The sequence below is a fragment of the Luteococcus struthionis genome (assembly GCF_048595755.1).
In the GTDB taxonomy this organism is placed as follows: domain Bacteria; phylum Actinomycetota; class Actinomycetes; order Propionibacteriales; family Propionibacteriaceae; genus Luteococcus.
This window is the reverse complement of record NZ_CP184360.1, coordinates 1,479,040-1,498,702: the sequence shown is the minus strand read 5'-3', so window position 1 is coordinate 1,498,702 and position 19,663 is coordinate 1,479,040. Positions and strand designations below refer to the sequence as shown.

14 protein-coding genes are annotated in these 19,663 nt (G+C 68.5%); 3 read left to right on the top strand and 11 right to left on the bottom strand.

Annotated elements, in window-relative coordinates; all coding sequences use genetic code 11:
• Positions 1–64: 64 nt before the first annotated feature.
• Complete coding sequence (locus ACOAMO_RS06785; protein ID WP_420176826.1) at positions 65–1,330, bottom strand: aspartate kinase; 1,266 nt, start codon at positions 1,328–1,330, stop codon at positions 65–67.
• 162 nt (positions 1,331–1,492) lie between these two features.
• Between ACOAMO_RS06785 and ACOAMO_RS06780 the strand changes: the two genes are divergently transcribed.
• Positions 1,493–1,978, top strand: a complete 486-nt coding sequence (locus ACOAMO_RS06780; RefSeq protein ID WP_420176825.1) for a DUF1707 SHOCT-like domain-containing protein — start codon at positions 1,493–1,495, stop codon at positions 1,976–1,978.
• A 48-nt stretch (positions 1,979–2,026) separates the two neighbouring features.
• Here ACOAMO_RS06780 and ACOAMO_RS06775 read toward each other — a convergent pair whose 3' ends face one another.
• From ACOAMO_RS06775 to ACOAMO_RS06755, 5 genes are all read right to left on the bottom strand, one after another.
• A complete protein-coding gene (locus ACOAMO_RS06775; RefSeq protein ID WP_420176824.1) occupies positions 2,027–2,305 on the bottom strand; it encodes a GNAT family N-acetyltransferase in 279 nt (92 codons plus the stop codon).
• A gap of 17 nt (positions 2,306–2,322) precedes the next feature.
• The gene (locus ACOAMO_RS06770; RefSeq protein ID WP_420176823.1) at positions 2,323–3,327 is read right to left on the bottom strand and encodes a Gfo/Idh/MocA family protein; all 1,005 of its coding nucleotides are present in this window, start codon (positions 3,325–3,327) and stop codon (positions 2,323–2,325) included.
• 135 nt (positions 3,328–3,462) lie between these two features.
• A complete protein-coding gene (locus ACOAMO_RS06765; protein ID WP_420176822.1) occupies positions 3,463–4,740 on the bottom strand; it encodes an FG-GAP repeat domain-containing protein in 1,278 nt (425 codons plus the stop codon).
• Positions 4,741–4,894: 154 nt separating this feature from the next.
• Positions 4,895–8,182, bottom strand: coding sequence for an isoleucine--tRNA ligase (gene ileS, locus ACOAMO_RS06760; RefSeq protein WP_420176821.1), 3,288 nt, complete (start codon positions 8,180–8,182; stop codon positions 4,895–4,897).
• A gap of 278 nt (positions 8,183–8,460) precedes the next feature.
• Entirely contained in the window at positions 8,461–9,660 is a 1,200-nt protein-coding gene (locus tag ACOAMO_RS06755) for an MFS transporter (RefSeq protein ID WP_420176820.1), read from the bottom strand.
• Between the two features lie 140 nt (positions 9,661–9,800).
• On the opposite strand from ACOAMO_RS06755, the gene aztD reads away from it, so the two are divergent.
• Positions 9,801–11,060 (top strand): zinc metallochaperone AztD, encoded by a 1,260-nt coding sequence (gene aztD, locus ACOAMO_RS06750; RefSeq protein ID WP_420176819.1) that lies wholly within the window; start codon positions 9,801–9,803, stop codon positions 11,058–11,060.
• 209 nt (positions 11,061–11,269) lie between these two features.
• The gene (gene coaE, locus ACOAMO_RS06745; RefSeq protein WP_420176818.1) at positions 11,270–13,633 is read left to right on the top strand and encodes a dephospho-CoA kinase; all 2,364 of its coding nucleotides are present in this window, start codon (positions 11,270–11,272) and stop codon (positions 13,631–13,633) included.
• Between the two features lie 28 nt (positions 13,634–13,661).
• Here coaE and ACOAMO_RS06740 read toward each other — a convergent pair whose 3' ends face one another.
• The 5 genes from ACOAMO_RS06740 to ACOAMO_RS06720 form a co-directional block, all read right to left on the bottom strand.
• The gene (locus tag ACOAMO_RS06740) at positions 13,662–14,495 is read right to left on the bottom strand and encodes an HAD family hydrolase (protein ID WP_420176817.1); all 834 of its coding nucleotides are present in this window, start codon (positions 14,493–14,495) and stop codon (positions 13,662–13,664) included.
• The gene (gene recR / locus ACOAMO_RS06735; protein WP_420176816.1) at positions 14,492–15,109 is read right to left on the bottom strand and encodes a recombination mediator RecR; all 618 of its coding nucleotides are present in this window, start codon (positions 15,107–15,109) and stop codon (positions 14,492–14,494) included. The genes ACOAMO_RS06740 and recR overlap by 4 nt, the downstream gene beginning before the upstream one ends.
• Before the next feature lie 98 nt (positions 15,110–15,207).
• Positions 15,208–15,525: a YbaB/EbfC family nucleoid-associated protein gene (locus tag ACOAMO_RS06730; protein WP_420176815.1), complete on the bottom strand. Its 318-nt coding sequence runs from the start codon at positions 15,523–15,525 to the stop codon at positions 15,208–15,210.
• Between the two features lie 87 nt (positions 15,526–15,612).
• Positions 15,613–16,815 carry a glycerate kinase gene (locus tag ACOAMO_RS06725; RefSeq protein ID WP_420176813.1) on the bottom strand — a complete coding sequence of 401 codons (1,203 nt, stop codon included), beginning with the start codon at positions 16,813–16,815 and terminating at the stop codon, positions 15,613–15,615.
• Between the two features lie 8 nt (positions 16,816–16,823).
• Positions 16,824–19,586, bottom strand: coding sequence for a DNA polymerase III subunit gamma and tau (locus ACOAMO_RS06720; RefSeq protein WP_420176979.1), 2,763 nt, complete (start codon positions 19,584–19,586; stop codon positions 16,824–16,826).
• Between the last annotated feature and the right edge of the window lie 77 nt (positions 19,587–19,663).

Below are 19,663 nucleotides of genomic sequence, written 5' to 3'. Positions count from 1 at the left end.
GCGACGGCGCGGGCCGAGCCCCCGCCGTCGCGGTCGTGCGGCCTGTCTCCCCCCGAGGATGCGGTCACCGGCCGGTGCCGGCGTAGACCACGGCCTCACCATCGGCGTCGAGACCGAAGGCCGTGTGCGCGGCACGCACCGCGTCGTCCACCTGCTCGGCGTCCACGACCACGGAGATGCGGATCTCGGAGGTGGAGATCATGTCGATGTTGATGCTGGCGTCGGCCAGTGCACGGAAGAAGGAGGCAGTGACGCCGGGGTGCGAGCGCATGCCGACGCCGATGATCGAGACCTTGCCGATCTGGTCGTCGTAGAGCAGCTCCTCGAACTTGATCTGGTCCTTCATCGAGTTCAGCACCTCGATGGCCTTGCGGCCGTCGGTGCTGGGCAGGGTGAAGGAGATGTCGGTGCGGCCGCTGGCCACCTGCGAGACGTTCTGCACGATCATGTCGATGTTGATCTCGGAGCGCGCGATGGTGTCGAAGATCTCGGCCGCCTCACCCGGACGGTCGGGCACCCCGACGATGGTGATCTTGGCCTCGGAGCGGTCGTGGGCAACGCCGGTGATCAGTGCTTGTTCCATCTTGCTTCCTTCGGGCAGGTCCTTCACCCAGGTACCGGGCTTGTCAGAGAAGGACGAACGGACGTGGACGGGGACGTTCTCGCGGCGTGCGTATTCCACACAGCGCAGGTGCAGGATCTTGGCGCCGTTGGCGGCCATCTCCAGCATCTCCTCGTAGCTGATCTCGGGGATGTGCCGGGCGCCCGGCACGATGCGCGGATCCGCGGTGAAGACGCCGTCGACGTCGGAGTAGATCTCCACGTGGTCGGCATGCAGTGCGGCGGCCAGCGCCACGGCGGTGGTGTCGGAGGCACCGCGGCCCAGCGTGGTGACGTCCTTGGTGGTCTGGCTGACGCCCTGGAAACCGGCGACGATGACCACATTGCCCTCGTTGAGTGCCTGCTCCACGCGGCCCGGGGTGATGTCGATGATGCGGGCGTCGCCGTGCTTGCCGGTGGTGATGACCCCGGCCTGCGATCCGGTGTAACTGCGGGCCTCGGCGCCAAGATCGCTCAGGGCCATGGCCAGCAGGGCGGCGCTCTGGCGCTCACCGGTGGTCAGCAGCATGTCGAGCTCACGCGCCTTGGGCTGCGGGCTCACCTGCAGGGCCAGGTCCATCAGCTCGTCGGTGGTGTCGCCCATGGCGGAGATCACCACGACCACGTCGTTGCCGGCCAGTTTCGCGTTCAGGATGCGGCGCGCGACGCGCTTGATCGAGGCGGCGTCCGCCACCGATGATCCGCCGAACTTCTGGACAATCCGTCCCATGAGACCTCCCGGTTGCCGACCCCCGGACGTGGGGGCCAACTGCAACTGTACCGAGCAGCCAGCCCGGGCGTCAGTTCATCCGCGCAGTGGGAGCGCCTCCCCCGCGATCGGCAGGAAGCCCCCGACAGGTCCTCTGCCCCCGCCACGAAGTAGTCTGCCGCCGTGGGCAACACCTCCCTGCGGATCGGCGATGCCGAACGCGACGACGCACTGGACCAGCTGCGTGAACACCATGCCGCTGGGCGGATCGACGCCGCCGAGTTCGACGAGCGGATGTCGGACGCGCTGCAGGCGCGCACCCTGGGCGATCTGGCGGTGCTCTTCGTGGATCTGCCGCCCTTGGAGGGTCACCGTCGTTTCCGTCGGGACGAGCCCGGCGGGGAGCTGGACGTGCGTCGCGACTCTGCCCCCGCCGTCGTCACCGGCCAGACCTGGAATTGGCGACAGGCGGCCTCTGGCGCGGCCTTTCCGCTGGCCTTGATCATCTGCTTCGCCACCGGTTGGCGGTATTGGTGGATCATCCTGATCCCGATGATGGTCTCCGCAGCCCTGCTCGGCGATGACGCCGACGACAAGCAGAACCAGGCGAAGAACGACGAAGCCCTCGGGGACGGCGACAAGAGGTCGCTCCCCAAGGGCTCCGCATGACCCTCTCGACAAGCTCGGGGGCCGTGGCCGTGTAGGCCGAACGGTCGATCAGGCAACCATGTCCTGGTACTCGGGATTCTTCTCGATCCAGTCGGCGACGAAGGAGCAGGTGGGCTTGGCCTTCTTGCCGATGGAACGCATGTGGTCCAGGGCGCCCTTGACGAGCTCACCGCCAACGCCCTGGCCCTCATAGTCGGGCTCCACGACGGTGTGCTGCAGGTCGAGGACATCGCCCTCGACCTCGTAGCTGATGGTGCCGGCGAGCTGACCGTCGACGGTCGCCTCGTATCGCTTCTTCTCGTTCTTGAGCGCAACGGAAATGTTCATGTTTTCATCCTGCCTGATCACAGTGGCTGATCGGTGTGCTTTACGCCAACGGCGTGCAACGCCTGCTCCAACTGTGCCATGACTGCCAGTGTGTCGGACAACGGCATGATCTCGCTCTCGAGACGGCCTTCACGCAGCGCGGCGTTGACCTCGTCGATCTCGTGGGCATAGCCGGTGCCGGCAGGGGCGTGCGCGAGGGTGCGCGGCGTGACGCCCTTGCGGTGCACCACGACGCGATCCGGGTGGTGGAAGCGCGGCTTGACCTCGGCCCAGCCCTGGTCGCCCATCACCACCATGCGCCCCGGGCCCGTGGACTGCAGCGAGACGGCCAGCGTCGCCAGCGCCCCCGAGTCGTAGGTGAGCACCATGCCTGCCTGCGCGTCGACGCCATTGGGGTACAGGGTGCCCTTCACCTCCATCTGGTTGGGCGCACCCAGGAAGTCCTGCGCGAACTGCAGCACGTAGACGCCCAGGTCGAGCAGCGCGCCACCACCGAGCTCCTTGGCGAAGAGGCGGTCGGTCGGGTTGAAGTCGCGCTGGGCGTAGAGATCACCCTGAACGCCGAGCAACTGCCCCAACTGCCCTTGGTCGACCACTTCGTGCAGGGCACGCACGACGGGCTGGAAGCGGGTCCACATGGCCTCCATCGCGAAGACCTGCTGCGCTCGGGCCGCCTCGACGATCTCGTGGGCGCCGGCCAGCGTGGTGGCGAAGGCCTTCTCCACCAGGACCGCCTTGCCATTGTCGATCGCTTCCAGGGCGATCGCCTTGTGCTGCGGGTGCGGTGTGGCGATGTAGACCACGTCCACGTCCGGGCACTCACACAGTTCGCGGTAACTGCCGAAGGCCTTCTCGAGGCCGAACTCGTCGGCAAAGCCTTGGGCACGGTCACGATTGCGGGACCCCACCGCCAGGGGCACGGCCCCCTCGACATGGGCGAAGTCCTTGACGAAGGCCTGGGCCATTCGGCCCGGCCCGGCGATGCCCCACCTGATGGGCCGGTCTGCTGCGCGCTTGTCCATGCCCCAACATTGTCACGGACCCGGCCTCGATGGGACCACCTGCTGGCATTCTCCGGCAATCAGAGGGCTGGCGGGCAGTGGCGCCGCATCACGACCCCACTGCCTGCCGGAAGGAAAACCCTGTCGAGGATCGGCTCAGGCGATGGACCCGAGCCCGCGCCAGTTCTTGCCGATCTGCTTCGCCGCACCCCAGCGACCGGGGCCCTTGTTGGCGTAGAAGTACAGGTTGCCGTCACCGCGCACGCCCACCATGTCGCGACGCCCGTCACCATTCATGTCGCCGGGGCTGAAGACCTGGTAGAAGGTCGTCCAGCCGCGGCCGACCTGCTTGGTGTTGACGATCTTGCCGTTGGCATCGAAGGCGTAGCGGTAGAGCTTGCCGTCGTCGCTGATCGCCAGCAGGTCGGCCCGGCCATCGCCGGAGAAGTCGCCCACCGACAGGATCTCGCGCATCAGATGCCAGTTGCGCCCCACCTGCACCGGGGCGGAGACCCTGACCGGCTTGACCGACTGGCGCGTCAACCGTCCGTCCTTGCGCACGGCCAGCAGCTCGGCATGGCCATCGCCGTTGACGTCATTCATGACGGTCATGTAGCTGGCGTCGTTGAAGCCGTAGCCGATGATCGTCGGGAAGCCCGCCCGGTTGTTGCCCATCATGCGGTGCTGCCACAAGGTGCCGGTGAAGTCACGCGCCAGGATCTCGGAGGCGCCGTTGTGGTCCATGTCGGGGGCCTTGCGAATCCAGTTGTACTTGGAGTTCAGGCCCTTGACGCCGGGGCGTCCGGCGGCGGTCAGACGCGGTCCCGCGACGGTGCGGTAGGTGATGCCCTCGCCATTGGACAGGCCCATCACGTCGGCCACCTTGTCATTGGTGAAGTCACCGAAGTAGTTGCTGGTGCCGGCCGCACGAGGCCAGCCGACCCGCGGAATCGCGTCCCACTCGGTGGCCGGAAGGATGTCGACGCGCTCATTGGTGGCCAGGTCGTGGAAGCTGGTCATGAGCGGCTCCCTGCCCGTCGCGGTGATGGTGCCACTGGTGCACTTGCCGGCCGGCAGCCACTGGTTGGCCAGGCCCTTGCCAGTCTCACCAGCACTGGGCTGGTAGATGCGGGTGTCGCCATCGGCGACGGTGTAGCTGAAGGTGTCCGGGCCGATCGCCACCGGCTCGGCGCCGCGGGCACAGACCTGGACTGTGCTCTCCCACGCCGTCCGGGAGACCTTCTTGGGGTAACCGACGGTCAGGGTGACGTGGGTGAAGGTGGCGCGGGTGCCGTAATTGGTGAACTCCACCTGCCTTGGCTGCTTGGGTCCGGCGGCCTGCGCGGGGGCAGCGGCGCCCACCTGGAGACCGGCGACCATGGCCGCGCCCAGGGCGAGGCTGGTCAGTGACTGGGTACGACGTTTGGCGTTCACGATGTCCTCCTCGACAAAGGGGGCAGCAGGTCCGTCCCCTCACCCCCAATACGCCCGGGGCGGCAGGTCGGGTTGCCGTCGGATGATGAACTTCGGGTAAAGGAAACCGCCCGTCATCCTCAGGAAGGATGACGGGCGGTTCGGGCAGGCTCGCTCAGAGGCGGGTGACCTTCACGGCCAGCCCCAACTCGGGCTCCACCTTCCAGTCGTCGCCCTGCACGCCGGCCTCCATCTGGGTGGCCAGCACCTCGTCGGCGATCAGCTGCTGGTGGGTCGAGATGGCCGAGGCCAGGTCCCCGGTGGCAGCCCACTGCAGGTGGATCCGGTCGCTGACCTCGAGCCCCGAGGCCTTGCGGGTCTCCTGCACGAAGCGGATGGCGTCACGGGCCAGACCGGCCTGCACCAGTTCCGGGGTGAGCTGCAGGTCCAGCGCCACCGTCTCGCCCTGCTCGTTGACCACGCTCCAGCCCTCACGCGGACGCTCGGAGATGATCACCTCGTCGGCGCTCACCTGGGTGCCACCGTCGAAGTCCACCGTGGCGGTGCCGTTGGCGGTCAGGTCGGCGGCCAGCTTGGCGGCGTCGGCCTCCGCGATGGCCTTGGCCACCAGCGGCGTCTGCTTCGCGAAGCGCTTGCCCAAGGCACGGAAGTTGCCCTTGGCGGAGTAGTCGACGACGTCGCCGGCCGAGCTGAAGGACTCGATGCTGTTGATGTTCAGCTCGGCGGCGATCTCGGCCACCAGGCTGTCGTCCAGCTGGGCGTGGGCGTAGCTGGGCACCAGCATCCGGGCCAGCGGCTGGCGGGTCTTCACCTTGGCCTCGGCGCGGGCACTGCGGCCCAGCTCCACCAGGCGCTTGGTCATGTCCATCGCCTTGTCCAGCTGCTCGTCGATGACCGAGGTGTCGGCGACCGGCCAGTCGGCCAGGTGCACCGACTTCGGGGCCTCGGGATCGGCGGCGACGAACAGGTCCTGCCAGACGCGTTCGGTGATGAAGGGCACCAACGGCGCCATCAGCCGGGTCAGCACCTCAAGCGTCTCGTGCAGCGTGGTCAGCGCGGACTGGTCGCCGTCCCAGAAGCGACGGCGGCTGCGACGCACGTACCAGTTGCTCAGCTCGTCGACGAAGGTCGCGATCCGGCTGCCGGCGTGCTGGGTGTCGAAGTTCTCCAGCGCCTCGGTGACGTCGACCACCAACTTGTTGGTGGCGCTGACCAGCCACCGGTCCAGCACGTGACGCCCCTCGACAGGCTCGGGGAGCGTGGTTGCGTCTGCGGCGGCCGAGCCTGTCGAGGCCTTCGGGGGCACCCAGTCATTCGTCCGGGCATACAAGGCGTGGAAGGCGACGGTGTTCCAGTAGGTCAGCAGCACCTTGCGGACAGTCTCGGTGATGGTGCCGTCACCCACTCGACGGGCGGCCCACGGCGAACCGGAGGCGGCCATGAACCAGCGCACCGCGTCGGCGCCGTGCTTGTCCATCAACGGGATGGGCAGCAGGATGTTGCCCAGGTGCTTGCTCATCTTGCGGCCGTCCTCGGCCAGGATGTGGCCCAGGCAGAGCACGTTCTTGTAGCTGGACTGGTCGAAGACCAGCGTGTTCACCGCCATCAGCGTGTAGAACCAGCCGCGGGTCTGGTCGGTGGCCTCGCAGATGAAGTCGGCCGGGTAGTTGGCCTCGAACTTCTCCTTGGAGCCCTCAACCCACGGGAAACCCCACTGCGCGAAGGGCATCGAGCCCGAGTCGAACCAGGCGTCGATCACCTCGGGAACACGACGGTAGGTGCCGCCGTGCCCGGGCAGGGTGAAGGTCACGTCGTCGACGAAGGGACGATGCGGGTCCATCGTGGCCACCGACGGGTCGCCGGCCAGCTCGGCCAGCTCGGCGCGCGAACCGACGCACACCACCTTGGTGGGGTCCTCGTCGTTGCGCCACACCGGCAGCGGCGTGCCCCAGTAGCGGCTGCGGCTCAGCGCCCAGTCGATGTTGTTCTCCAGCCAGTCGCCGAAGCGGCCGTGCTTGATGGATTCGGGGTACCAGTTGGTCTTCTCGTTCTCGGCGAGCAACTGGTCCTTGCGCTGCGTGGTGCGGATGTACCAGCTGGGCATGGCGTAGTACATCAACGGCGTGTGGCAGCGCCAGCAGTGCGGGTAGGGGTGCTCGTGGTCCAGGGTGCCCAGCAGCAGGCCCGTCTCGCGCAGCTTGTCGATGATGACCGGGTCGGCCTTCTTGAAGAACAGGCCGCTGACGAAGCCGGTCCCCTCCTTGAAGCAGCCGTTGGCGCCGATCGGGTTGACGAACTCCACCCCGTGGCGCTTGTTGGACTCGTAGTCGTCCTGGCCGAAGGCCATGGCCTGGTGCACCAGACCGGTGCCCTCACCGACGGCGACGTAGTCCTCCAGCACGACGAAGAAGGCCTTGCCGGGCTGTTCCATGGCGTCGAAGGGCCGCTGGTAGGTCCAGCCCTCCATCTCGGCGCCCTTGAAGGTCTCGGCGATGCTCCATTCCTCGCCCAGCGCGGTGGGGACGTTGTCGACGGCCAACACGACGGGGGTCTCCCCCTCCTTGCGGGCCACGCAGTAGTCGATGTCGGCGCCAGCGGCCACGGTGACATTGGAGATCAGCGTCCACGGGGTGGTGGTCCAGATCGCCAGGTCTGCCTTGCCGGCCCACGGGCCACTGGTGAGGGGAAAACGAGCGAAGACGGTGGTGTCGACGGTGTCCTCGTAGCCCTGCGCGAGCTCGTGGTCGCTCAAGGCGGTCTGGTCGTGCGGGCAGTAGGGAGCGACGCGGAAGTCCTCCACCAGCAGGCCCTTGTCGAAGATGGTCTTCAGCGCCCACCACTCGGAGTCGACGTACTCGGGGGACATCGTCCAGTAGGCCTCGTCCATGTTCACCCAGTAGCCCATGCGGCTGGTGAGCTCGGCGAACTGGCCGACGTGCCGGCCGACCGATTCGCGGCACTTGGCATTGAAGGCCTCGACGCCGTAGTCCTCGATCTGGTCCTTGGAGTCGATGCCCAGTTCCTTCTCCACCGCCAGTTCGACGGGCAGACCGTGGCAGTCCCAACCGGCCTTGCGCTCGACGTGCCGGCCCTGCATGGTCTTGAAGCGGGGGAAGACGTCCTTGAAGACGCGAGCCTCGATGTGGTGGGTGCCCGGCTGGCCGTTGGCGGTGGGGGGACCCTCGTAGAAGGTCCACGGCTCACCGTCGGCGGTCTTGGCCAAGGTGGCCTCGAAGGTCTGGTTGGCCTGCCAGAAGTCCAGGATCTCGTGCTCCATGGCCGGCAGGTCGATCTGGGCCGGGACTGCCTTGTAGGCAAGGGGGGACGACCCCCCTTGAACCCCCCGCGCTCCGCGCCCTGCGCCCTGCTGCTCCTGCGTCGCAGCACGCCCACTGGGCTCCGCACCGGGATTGTCGGGGGTGCTCGTCGTATCGGTGCTCATCGCATTCCTCTTCGTCGGTCCTTGGACGAAGGGACGAGACTGCCGGACGCGTGTCCGGGCGGCCCGCGGTACCACCCTCCTTGGATTCCGTGGCCTCGACAGGCTGGGCCGACGGAGATCCCGCTCTTGCTCGCCGCGGCCGGGTCTAGTGAGCCGCCACCCGGTGGGTGGTGACCGTTCTTCCGGCAGCTCCGGGGTGATGGCCCCATCGTCGCCTTGCGGACGCAGACATTCTAGGGCCGCATGGGCGGGGCCCCAAACCAGTTTCCCAGCGACGATCAGGCCGCAGCGGCCTGCTTCTGCGCAGCGATCCTGCGCCGCAGCAGGAACATGCCGATGAAACCGACCACCGAGAATGCCACTCCCACCAGCAGCGCGCCGCGGTAGCCCAGCGGCTCCACCAAGGAACCCAGGACGAAGGGACCGATGCCGGTACCGGCATCCACCAGCAGGAAGTAGCTGGAGACCGCCAGGCCGGCGCGGGCCGAGCCCACCAGGTTGATCGCCACCGTCTGCCCGGCCGGCACCAACGTTCCGTACCCCAGGCCGAGCACCGCACCACCCAACAGCAGTACCAGTCCGTTGGGCGCCCAGGTGGTCAACAGCAGACCGACAATCATGGCCCCGATGATGGGCAGCATGATGGTCGTGTCTCCCAGACGGTCCTGCAGGACCCCCGCCACCGGGCGGGAGAAGACGATCACGACCGCATAGACCAGGAAGTACAGGCCCCCGGCCTTCTCCAGGTCGATGGACCGCGCATAGGGCATCAGCAAAGTGAGGATGGTGCCGAAGGGCATGGCGCAGGCCGCCACCACGATGCCGATCGGGAGCACGGACGGATCGACGTAGTCGGACAATGAACTGCCCCTGCCCGGCTTGACCGTGGGGGGCCCCGACATCTCACCGACGACCACCAGCGACATCACCACCGTCAACAGGGCAAAGCCCACCGACAACCAGAAGACGCCCTGCTGACCCAACCCGCTGGCCTGCACCACATTGCCCACGAAGGGCCCCACCCCGGTGGCCAGGGCCAGACCCAGACTGAACCAGCCGGAGCCCTCACCGCGTCGCTCGATCGGCACCCGCGACAGGGTGGTTCCCGCCAGCGCCGTGGCCGCCACCCCGAAGCTGATGCCGTGCACGAAACGCAGCACCAACAGCAGCAGCACGGAGTCCGACCACGGGTACAGCAGACTGCCTGCCAGCATGGCCAAGCCGCTACCCAGGACCACCACTCGCTCGCCGTACTGCATCATCATGCGGCCGGCGAAGAGTCGGGCCGTCATCGCCCCCAGGAACCACGCCGTAGCCACCAAGCCGGCCTGGGTCTGGCTCGCGCCCAGATCGGTCAAGGCCCAACCGCTCAACGTCGCGGTGAGCATGTAGAAGATCATGGCAATGCCAAAATTCGCCAGGGTCAGACTCGTGAAGGTCCGTGTCCACAGGCGCGGCTTGGCGTCTTGGGCGAGCATGCGGGTGAGCCTAACCCGGCCCGGTGGGGTCAACGCACCTGTCGTATCCGCAGGGCGGCACGCTGTCCGAGCCCGCTAGAGCCTGGCCAGCCCTGCCCTTCCTTGCGCACCCGAGACCCTTAATGATACTGATTCTCACTATGAATAGAATCCATGTTGCGTTGACCGCCGCCTGCGGACTCGCCATCCTGACCGGCTGCGGCACCGCGGCCACCCCGGCAGCCACACCCAGCGCCACCGAGAGCGCGCACGACCACGAGAGCCACGAGCACGAGAGCCCCAGCGCTCGCAAGACCGTCGAAGCCGCCGGCCCCACCCCGCGGCTGGCCTTCACCTACGACGGCGGCGTCCAGGTGATCGACGCCAAGAAGGGAGAGAAGGTTGCCGCCTTCCCCCTGGACGGGTTCACCCGCCTCAACCAGGCCGGTGACGGCCGGCGACTGCTGGTGACCGAGGGCCAGGGCTTCCGAGTGCTCGACATGGGCGCGTGGACCAGGCCACACGGTGACCACACCCACTCGAACAAGACCGAACCGCTGCTCACCGACATCACCTTCGACGGCAAGGAACCCGGCCACGCCGTCACCCACGGCGGACGCACCGCCCTCTTCTACGACGGCGAGGGCCGCATCGAGTGGTACGACCCCACCACCCTCTCGGACGAGAAGCCCCACACCCACCAGGTGAAGCTGCCCCAGGCCCACCACGGCGTCGCGGTCTTCCGTGAGGACGACAGCCTCATCCACACCATCGGCGACGAGAAGAGCCGCAACGGCCTGGCGATCCAGGACAAGGAGGGCAAGACCATTGCCCAGAACACCGACTGCCCCGGCGTGCACGGCGAGGCCGCGGTGAAGGACGCCATCACCGTCGGCTGCGAGGACGGCCTGCTGATCGCCAAGGGCAACACGATCACCAAGGTGAAGTCGCCCGACGCGTACGGCCGGATCGGCAACCAGTTCGGCAGCCCGTCCTCGACCGTCGTGCTGGGTGACTACAAGGTGGACAAGGACGCCGAGCTGGAGCGCCCCACGCGCGTCACCCTGACCGACACCGCCACGGGCAAGCTGCAGCTGGTGGACGTCAAGGCTTCCTACTCCTTCCGCTCACTGGGACGGGGCGCGAAGGGCGAGGCCCTGGTGCTGGGCACCGATGGCACACTGCGCGTCATCGACCCGACCAGCGCGAAGATCACGGCAGAGATCCCCGTCACCAAGGCCTGGACCGAGCCCGTCGTGTGGCAGGAGCCGCGCCCGACGCTGTTCGTGCAGGGTGAGCAGGTGTGGGTCAGCGAACCGGCCGCCAAGAAGCTCCACTCCGTGGACCTGGCGAGCAAGAAGGTCGACCGCTCCATCACCGTTGACCAGACGCCGAACGAGCTCAACGGCATCGCGGGCTGAGCCACACCATGGCCCCTGCACGGTCTGCCACCGCCGTGCAGGGGCCATGCCGCCAAGCGCGAAGAATTCAGCAATCCGCGCACACGCCGCGGAGATGTCTCCCCAGTGGGCGCCACTGCCAGTAGGCTCCACGGAGCACTTCATGGCTGGCCGGAGCCCCTGTGGTGGTCGGCTGGCACGAGCCATCGACCTCTACCCGGGAATTCCCCATGAGCAAAGTCGCCCACCGTCTACACTCTGCCCTCGGTTTGCGCACCTCACCATCGATCTTCTTCGGATCCGCCCTGCTGGTGGTGCTCTTCACAGTCACCATGAGCACCTTCCCCACCACTGTGCAGGGGATCTTCGGCAAGGCGTCGAGCTTCCTGCGCTACGAGATGGGGTGGTTCTTCACCCTCTCGGTGACGCTGTTGGTGCTCTTTGCCCTCGCACTGGCCCTGTCCCGCTACGGACAGGTCAAGATCGGTGACGACGACGCCACTCCCGACTACTCCGGGGTGGCGTGGTTCGGCATGCTCTTCGCCGCCGGCGTCGGTGCCGTCCTGATGTTCTGGGGCGTGGCGGAACCCATGAACCACTACGCCAATCCTCCGCTGGGCGATACGGTTCCCTTCAGCGACCGAGCTGCCGACCAGGCCTTGGCCATCGCCAACTTCCACTTCGCCCTGCACATGTGGGCGATCCTGGTGGTTCCCGGCCTGGGCTTCGGCTACTTCACGTACAAGCGCAAGCTGCCACCGCGCGTCTCGTCGGCCTTCCACCCACTGCTGGGTGACGGCATCCACGGCCCCATCGGCAAGATCATCGACGTGATCGCCATCGTCGCCACCGTCTTCGGTCTGTCGGTCTCCACCGGCCTTGGCGCGCTGCAGATCAACTCCGGCGCCAACTACGTCTTCGGGCTCGAGATCGCTCCCTGGGTGCAGGCGATGATCCTGGCGATCATCACCGGCATCGCACTGGCCTCGGTGCTGGCCGGCATGGACAAGGGCGTCAAGCGGCTGTCCTACGCCAACATCGTGGTGGTCACCGCGCTGCTGGTCTTCATCCTGATCACCGGCGCCACCGTGCCCACCCTGCGCGCCATCGTCGAGTCCTTCGGCGGTTATGCGGCCAACCTGCCCGTGCTGTCCTTCTTCAACGACCTGCACAACGACGGCCAGTGGTCCGGCGACTGGACCGTCTTCTACTGGGCCTGGACGGTCACCTGGGCACCCTTCGTCGGCATGTTCGTCGCCAAGATCTCCCGCGGCCGCACCATCCGGGAGTTCGTGCTGGGCACGCTGGGCGCACCGTCGCTGTTCGTGATCGTCTGGATGGCGATCTACGGCTACAACGGCATCACCCAGGACCGCTCAAGCGCACCGAATGCGGCCAGCGGAGGCGACCTGACCGAGACCATCGTCACCGAGGGGAATGTCCAGGCTGCCCTGTTCCAGTTCCTGGGCGCGCTGCCGCTGTACCAGATCACCGCCATGGTGGCCCTGGTGGCGATCGTGTTGTTCTTCATCACCTCCATCGACTCCGGCGCCCTGGTGATGGACGCCATGGCCAACGGACACGAAGACCCGGCCCCGCGGCGGCAGGGTGTCTTCTGGGCCCTGTCGGTGGGCGCGGTGTGCGCGTCGATCATCCTCACCGCCGGGGAGAACGGCCTCAGCGCCCTGCAGGAGGTCATCATCGTGATCGGCTTCCCGATGATGGTGATCAACTTCCTGCAGATGCTGATGGTCATCCAGGCACTGCGCGAGGATGCCGGCGCGGCACGCCCGGTACGTACCCGCCAGTGGAAGCAGGTGCTGCCCGCCGAGGAGTACGTGCGTCGCGTGCAGGAGGACGGGGTGCCGGTCACCGAGTACGTGATCCGTCCCGAGTTCGAGCCGGGCACCGAACCCGAGTTCGAGACCCACGTGCCCAACACCTATGCGGTGCGCCGGGCCCAGGCCGGGCTGCCCCTGCTGTCGATCGCCATCACCGGCGGAGCCGCCTCGGGCACCTCGATCGTCGCCGACGAGCTGCGCCTGATGGGTGGCGTGGTCATCGATGCCGACGAGATCAACCGCAGCCTGCTCGACGACGACACCGAGATCCAGGACGAGATCCGCTCGGTCTTCGGTGAGGACATCGTCACTGCCGAGGGCGTCGTGGACCGGCAGGCCCTGGGCCGCCTGGTCTTCTCCTCCCGCGACGCCCGGTTGCGGCTGGAGGCGATCATGCATCCGCGCATCATCAGCGAGATCGAGGCCCGGGCGCGCCAGGCCGGCCCGGACGCCGTCGTCGTGGTGGATGCACCGCTGCTGGCAGAGACCAACCAGGCCAGCCGCTTCGACGAGGTGGTGGCCGTGGCGAGCCCCGTCGAGCACCGGGCCGAACGCCTGATGAGCGAGAAGGACATCAGCCGCGAGGCGGCCTGGGAGCGGCTGGATGCCCGGGTGACCGACGACGAGCGCGAGGAGGTCTCCACCTACGTGGTGACCAACGACTCCGACATCGACTCGCTGCGCGCCGCAGCCCGCACCTTCTGGGAGGAGAAGGTGCAGCCGGTGCTCGACGACAAGAACGAGGAGAGCTGACCCGACGGCTGGCCTCCCGGCCGGGAGGTCAGTCCAGCAGGAAGCTGCTGGAACGCATCAGCTCCATCAACTGGCGCGCCACACCGTCGTCGTCGTTGCTGCCGCATCGCGCGGTGGCGGCGGCGACGACGTTCTCGTCAGCGCCCGCCATGGCGTAGGAGCGGCCGGCCCAGCGCAGCATCTCCACGTCATTGGGTGCATCGCCGAAGGCCACCACCTGGTGCTGGTCGATCCCCAACACCTGGCACAGTTCGGCCAAGGCAGTGGCTTTGGTCACTCCCCCGGCGGCCATCTCGACGAAGTCCGCCCCCGAAGTGGTGATGTGGACTCCCTCGAGGCCCAGCCCCTGCAACCGGTGCGACAGTTCCAGGGCGGGGATGCTGGGGTGACGGGCCAGCAGTTTCAGCGCCGGTTCGGCGATCACCTCGGCCAGCGACATGTCATGGGAGGACGCGATGGCGGGCTGGTGGTCGTCGGGGCCGGTGATGGCCCGGTACTCCGGTTGCAGCCCGAAGGTCGCGCCGCGGTCACGCACCGTCGCAAAGACGGTTCCGGGCACCTCGGCTTGGGCCCGGTTGGCCAGCTCGGCCATCGCCTCCACCGGCACCAGGTGTTCGAAGGCCACCTCGCCCGTTCCCAGGTGCTGGGCCAGGGCGCCGTTGACGCAGATCGCCCAGCCGGCCAGTCCGCAGGCCTCGGTGATGGGGGCCAATCCCTTGGGCTGCCTGGCGGTGACGGGGACCACTGGCACGCCTCGGTCCTGCAGCGCGTCGAGGACGCTGCGAGTCCAGGCGTTGATGCTCTTGTCCGTCTGGAGCAGGGTCCCGTCCAGATCGGTCGCCACCAACCGGAACACGCTCATGCCCTCCCGGCCGGGGAGCCGTCGACGTAGCGCCGGCCTTCGAAGGCGCGCCCCAGGGTCACCTCGTCGGCATACTCCAGGTCTCCGCCCACCGGCAGCCCCGAGGCCAACCGGGAGATGCGCAATCCCATGTCCTTCAACAGGCGGCTGAGATAGGTGGCAGTCGCCTCGCCCTCGGTATTGGGATCGGTGGCCAGGATGATCTCGGTGACCGTGCCGTCGGCCAGCCGGCTCAACAGTTCACGGATGTGCAGATCGGCCGGCCCCTTGCCGTCGATCGGACTGATGGCGCCACCCAGCACGTGGTACAGCCCGCGGAACTCGCGGGTGCGTTCGATGGCGACCACGTCCTTGCTCTCCTCCACCACGCAGATGACCGACTGGTCACGGCGAGCGTCGCGGCAGATCCGGCAGGTCTCCTCCTGCGAGACGTTGAAGCAGACCTGGCAGAACCGGGCGCGCGCCTTCACCTCGCCGACGACGCGAGCAAAGCGCTCGATGTCCTCCACCGGCTGATCGAGCATCCAGAAGGCGATGCGCTGGGCGCTCTTGGGCCCGACGCCGGGCAGACGGCCCAGTTCGTCGATGAGGTCTTGGACCGGACCTTCGTACATGGAGACCTTTCTTGCCCCTCGACAAGCTCGGGGACCGTGATGGATTCAGCTCGGCAACCACGGCGGCCGAGCTTGTCGAGGCCCCGCGGGGCGGAGGATCAGAAGCCCAGGCTGCCCATGTCGGGCATGCCGGGCATCACCGCGGCGGCCTTGGCGCTCACCTGGGCGCTGGCGTCGCGCACGGCGGCCAGCACCAGGTCGGCGAGCCCTTCGGCATCCTCCGGGTCGATCGCCTCGGGCTTGATGACCAACCCGGTGAGCTCACCGGCACCGGTCATGGTGGCCTCCACCAGGTCTCCTCCGGCGGTACCGGTGAAGCTGGACTCGGCCAGTTCCTGCTGCGCCTGCTGCAACTGCGCCTGCATCGCCTGGGCCTGGGCCATCAGGCTGTTCATGTCCATGCCTTCGGGGAACATGCGGTTTCCTCTCATCGGGTGCTGCTGGTGGTTGCTGGTGGACCGGGGAATCCCGGTCATGGAACGCGCCGGGAGCCGTTGACCACCCTACGTGGCCTGCTGGGCACCGGACTGCTCACCACCGGCGTCTGCCACGGGCCACGGGGGTACGGGCAGCGCCGCCCCCATCCTCAGCAGGGCGCCCAGGTTGCGTGCGGTGCGCTCGAGGTTCCCGGCCGCCTCGGCCAGCGCCTGCTGCAGGGTGCCGACCCCGGCAACGACGGGCAGGACAGCGCTGAAGCCCGCATCGAGCAGGGTCTCGGCCCCATCCCCAAGGCTTCCAGCAAGGGCAATGACGGGCACCTCGTACTCCCCGGCGAGATCGGCCACGCCCTTGGGCGTCTTGCCGAAGCGGGTCTGCCCGTCGAGTCGCCCCTCGCCGGTGATCACCAGGTCTGCATGCTGCAGGTGTTGCTCCAGACCGCTGTGTTCCAGCACGATGTCGACTCCGCGCCGCAGGGTGGCGTCGCAGAAGGCGACCATGGCCGCGCCCAGGCCTCCCGCCGCGCCCGCGCCGGGCAGGGTGGCCACGTCGCGGCCCAGATCACGCTCGATGATGCGGGCATAGTGCGCCAGGGCGGCGTCGAGTTCGGCCACACAGCGGTGGTCGGCGCCCTTCTGCGGGCCGAAGATCTCCGAGGCGCCTTGTGGGCCGCACAGTGGGTTGCTCACGTCGCAGGCCACCTGGAAGGTGGTCTCGGCCAGCCGCGGATCGAGGCCCGAGACGTCGATGGTGGCCAGCTTGGCCAGCTCCGCTCCGCCGGGGCGCAGCTCGTGGCCGGATTCGTCGAGCAGGCGGGCACCCAGCGCCTGGGCCAGGCCCGCACCGCCGTCATTGGTGGCACTGCCGCCGATGCCCAGCACGATGTTGCGCACCCCGGCGTCGAGTGCGGCCAGCACCAGTTCGCCGGTACCGCGGGTGGTGGCCCGACGCGGGTCGCGCCGACCCTCGGGAACCAAGGCCAAACCGCTCGCCTCGGCCATCTCGATCACCGCGGTCTCCCCGTCGCCGAGGATCCCGAAGGTTGCCTCGATCGGCCCTCCCATCGGCCCTGCGACCGGTGCGGTGAGCAGGCTGCCACCGGTGGCATCCACCAGCGCCTGCACGGTGCCCTCACCGCCGTCGGCCATCGGGACGTGGAGGATGTTCGCCTCGGGCAGGCTCTGCCGCAGGCCGGCCTCCAGGGCGGTGCACACCTGCTTGGCGGTGAGGCTCTCCTTGAAGGAGTCGGGTGCCAAGACGATCGTCACGTTGGGGTTCACAGTTGCGACTCACCTTCTGCGATCACGACGCCTCCCAGCGCCCGGGTGATCAGCTCGGCAGCGGACTCGCCGCTCTCATCCAGGGACTCGTCGTCCTCGCTGACCAGCTGTGACTCGTCCACCTCGGCCTCTGGCGCGCTGGGGCCCGCCGCGGTGGGGCGGATGCTCTGGCGCGCCTGCTGGGTCCAGCGTGAAGTGGCGGGCGGCTCGTGCTCGTCACGGGGGTCTGGCGGAGGCGCATCCTCCGGGTCGGGTGGCGGCATGTCGTCGTAGGGGGCGCGGGGTGCGACGGCAGGAGCCGCCGCCTGCCGATCGCCTGGCCCCGATGGCGCCGGACCGGCCGGGGCCGGCCCCGACGGAGCCTGCGCTGCCGGGGGCTGTCCGGCCGGCGCACCCCCGGGAGCATGGTCCGGCGCCGCGGGTCGAGGCTGTGATCGGTTGCTGGGCTCGGTGCGCGCACGTCCCCCACCGGCCTCCAGGATGGGTTCGATCCGCAGGTCGGCGCCCATCACCTGAACCATGCAGTCGCGCAGCACGTCCTGGGTGCCGCCCGAGGCGAAACGGTCGCGCGCACCCGTGCTGGTGAAGCCCAGCACCAGGACGCCGTCGCTGACATCGACCACCTGGGCGTTTTGGCTCAGCAGGATCCAGGCGAAGCGCTTGCGGTTCTTGACCTCGTCCAGCACCTGGGGCCACAACCGACGCACGTCGGCCACCGACAGGGTCCCGCGTGCAGCTGGTCCCTGGGCGGGTGACGGCTGCTGCGGCTGGGGGGCCTGGGGCCCGGCTGTCGCAGGGCGCTGGCCTTGGCCGGGCGGGGGCCCCGCAGGACGCTGGCCCTGGCCTGGCGGCGGACCTGCCGGGCGCTGCCCTGCCCCCGCAGCGGGACGTTGACCCGCTGCCTGCTGCGGCTGATGGCTTTGGGGAGTCTGTGGGGTCATGGGCTGGCCGGCCGTCTCCGGACCCGGCGCGGGCCTCTGCTGGGCAGGCTGCCCGGCAGCCGGCGGCACGTCGGGCGCCTGGGCATTGCCTGGGGCCGGGGCGCCGGTCGGGGCCGGCGCTGGCCGCTGCCCGGGCGCCGGCTCGCTGGGCCCTGCGGGCTGCGGCGCACGGCTGGCCTGGGCTGCGGCCCGGGCCGCCTGGGGGCCGACTGGCCCTTGCGGCGTCGGCTCGGGCATCTCCCAACGCCCCTGGTCGGCTGGCGCCGTGTCGGGAGCGCCACCCACCATTCCCATCCGTCGCTCCAACCGGTCCAGCCGGGCGTGGATGCCGCGACCGTCGACGTCGGCACCGGGCAGCAGGACGCGGGAACACATCAGTTCCAGGTGCAGCCGGGGTGCGGTGGTGCCCCGCATGTCGGTCAGGCCGGTGGCAATCACCTCGGCGGCACGGGTCAGCTCGCCCCGCCCCAGACCATTGGCCTGGGTCTCCAACCGCTCGGCCTGGTCGCCCGAGACGTCGATCAGGCCGCTGGCCACGGCATCCGGCACGGCGGCGACGATCACCAGGTCTCGCAACCGACGCAACAGGTCCTCGGCAAAGCGACGGGGATCCTGGCCCACCTCGATCACCTTGTCGATGGTGGCGAAGACCCCCGCGGAATCTCCCGCGGCAAAGGCGTCCATGATCTCGTCGAGCAGCGCATCAGGGGTGTAGCCCAGCAATGCCGAGGCCTGCTCGTAGCTGACCCCCTGCTCCGCGGCACCGCCGAGCAACTGGTCGAGCACGCTCAGCGAGTCACGCACCGATCCGGCACCGGCACGAACCACCAGGGGCAGCACCGACTGGTCGACCGAGACACCCTCGGCCTGGCACAGCTGCGCCAGGTAGCCCTGCAGGACCTTCGGCGGCACCAGACGGAAGGGGTAATGGTGGGTGCGGGATCGGATCGTTCCGATGACCTTCTCGGGCTCGGTGGTGGCAAAGATGAACTTCACATGGGGTGGTGGTTCCTCCACCAACTTCAGCATCGCGTTGAAGCCCTGGGCGGTCACCATGTGGGCCTCGTCGATGATGTAGATCTTGTAGCGGCTGTGCACCGGGGCGAAGAAGGCTCGCTCACGCAGGTCACGCGCATCGTCGACGCCGCCATGGCTGGCCGCGTCGATCTCGATCACGTCGATGGAGCCATTGCCGCCGCGGGCCAGGTCCTTGCAGCTCTGGCACTCACCACACGGCTCCGGGGTCGGCCCCTTCTCACAGTTCAGGCAACGAGCAAGGATGCGCGCGCTCGTGGTCTTGCCGCAGCCACGCGGGCCGCTGAACAGGTAGGCGTGGTTGACCTTGTTGTTCTGCAGGGCGCGCTGCAACGGGTCGGTGACGTGCTCCTGCCCGATGACCTCGGCGAAGGTCTCGGGCCGGTAGCGCCGGTACAGGGCCAGGGGCGCGGCAGGGGCCTCGTCGACGGCCCGCGGCTGGTGTCGAGCCGCCGGGGCGGCCAGTTCGCCCGGGCCCTCGGCTGCGCTGGGCACGGGAGCGGTGGTGGGCGCGCCTGGGGTGCTGGGCGCATCCGCGTCGGACTCAGCAGCCTGCAGATCGACCGGGGCGGCATCGATGCTGGTGGCAGCATCGTCGGCTTCCTCCGGATCCAGCACGGTCGGATCACCGGCGCCACCCATCAGCACCTCGTCCTCGGGGTCGTCCTCGAGCCCATCGTCCGGCTCCTGGGTCACCAGCGGACCGTCGGGCGCGGCCGTGGGCCCCTCGTCGAACAGCCCCGGGCCGTCCTGCTCGAAGGGTTCGGAGGCATCGTCCTGCAGCTCGTCCTCGAAGTCGTCATCCACGCACTGGAGCCTAGTTGACGCCACCGACAGTTTTCAGCGGGGCAGAATGGTCT

Coding starts and splice junctions, on each gene's coding strand:
- ACOAMO_RS06785 (WP_420176826.1), bottom strand. CDS start 1,330: ATGGGACGGATTGTCCAGAAGTTCGGCGGATCATCGGTGGCGGACGCC.
- ACOAMO_RS06775 (WP_420176824.1), bottom strand. CDS start 2,305: ATGAACATTTCCGTTGCGCTCAAGAACGAGAAGAAGCGATACGAGGCG.
- ACOAMO_RS06770 (WP_420176823.1), bottom strand. CDS start 3,327: ATGGACAAGCGCGCAGCAGACCGGCCCATCAGGTGGGGCATCGCCGGG.
- ileS (WP_420176821.1), bottom strand. CDS start 8,182: ATGAGCACCGATACGACGAGCACCCCCGACAATCCCGGTGCGGAGCCC.
- ACOAMO_RS06755 (WP_420176820.1), bottom strand. CDS start 9,660: ATGCTCGCCCAAGACGCCAAGCCGCGCCTGTGGACACGGACCTTCACG.
- aztD (WP_420176819.1), top strand. CDS start 9,801: ATGAATAGAATCCATGTTGCGTTGACCGCCGCCTGCGGACTCGCCATC.
- coaE (WP_420176818.1), top strand. CDS start 11,270: ATGAGCAAAGTCGCCCACCGTCTACACTCTGCCCTCGGTTTGCGCACC.
- ACOAMO_RS06740 (WP_420176817.1), bottom strand. CDS start 14,495: ATGAGCGTGTTCCGGTTGGTGGCGACCGATCTGGACGGGACCCTGCTC.
- recR (WP_420176816.1), bottom strand. CDS start 15,109: ATGTACGAAGGTCCGGTCCAAGACCTCATCGACGAACTGGGCCGTCTG.
- ACOAMO_RS06730 (WP_420176815.1), bottom strand. CDS start 15,525: ATGTTCCCCGAAGGCATGGACATGAACAGCCTGATGGCCCAGGCCCAG.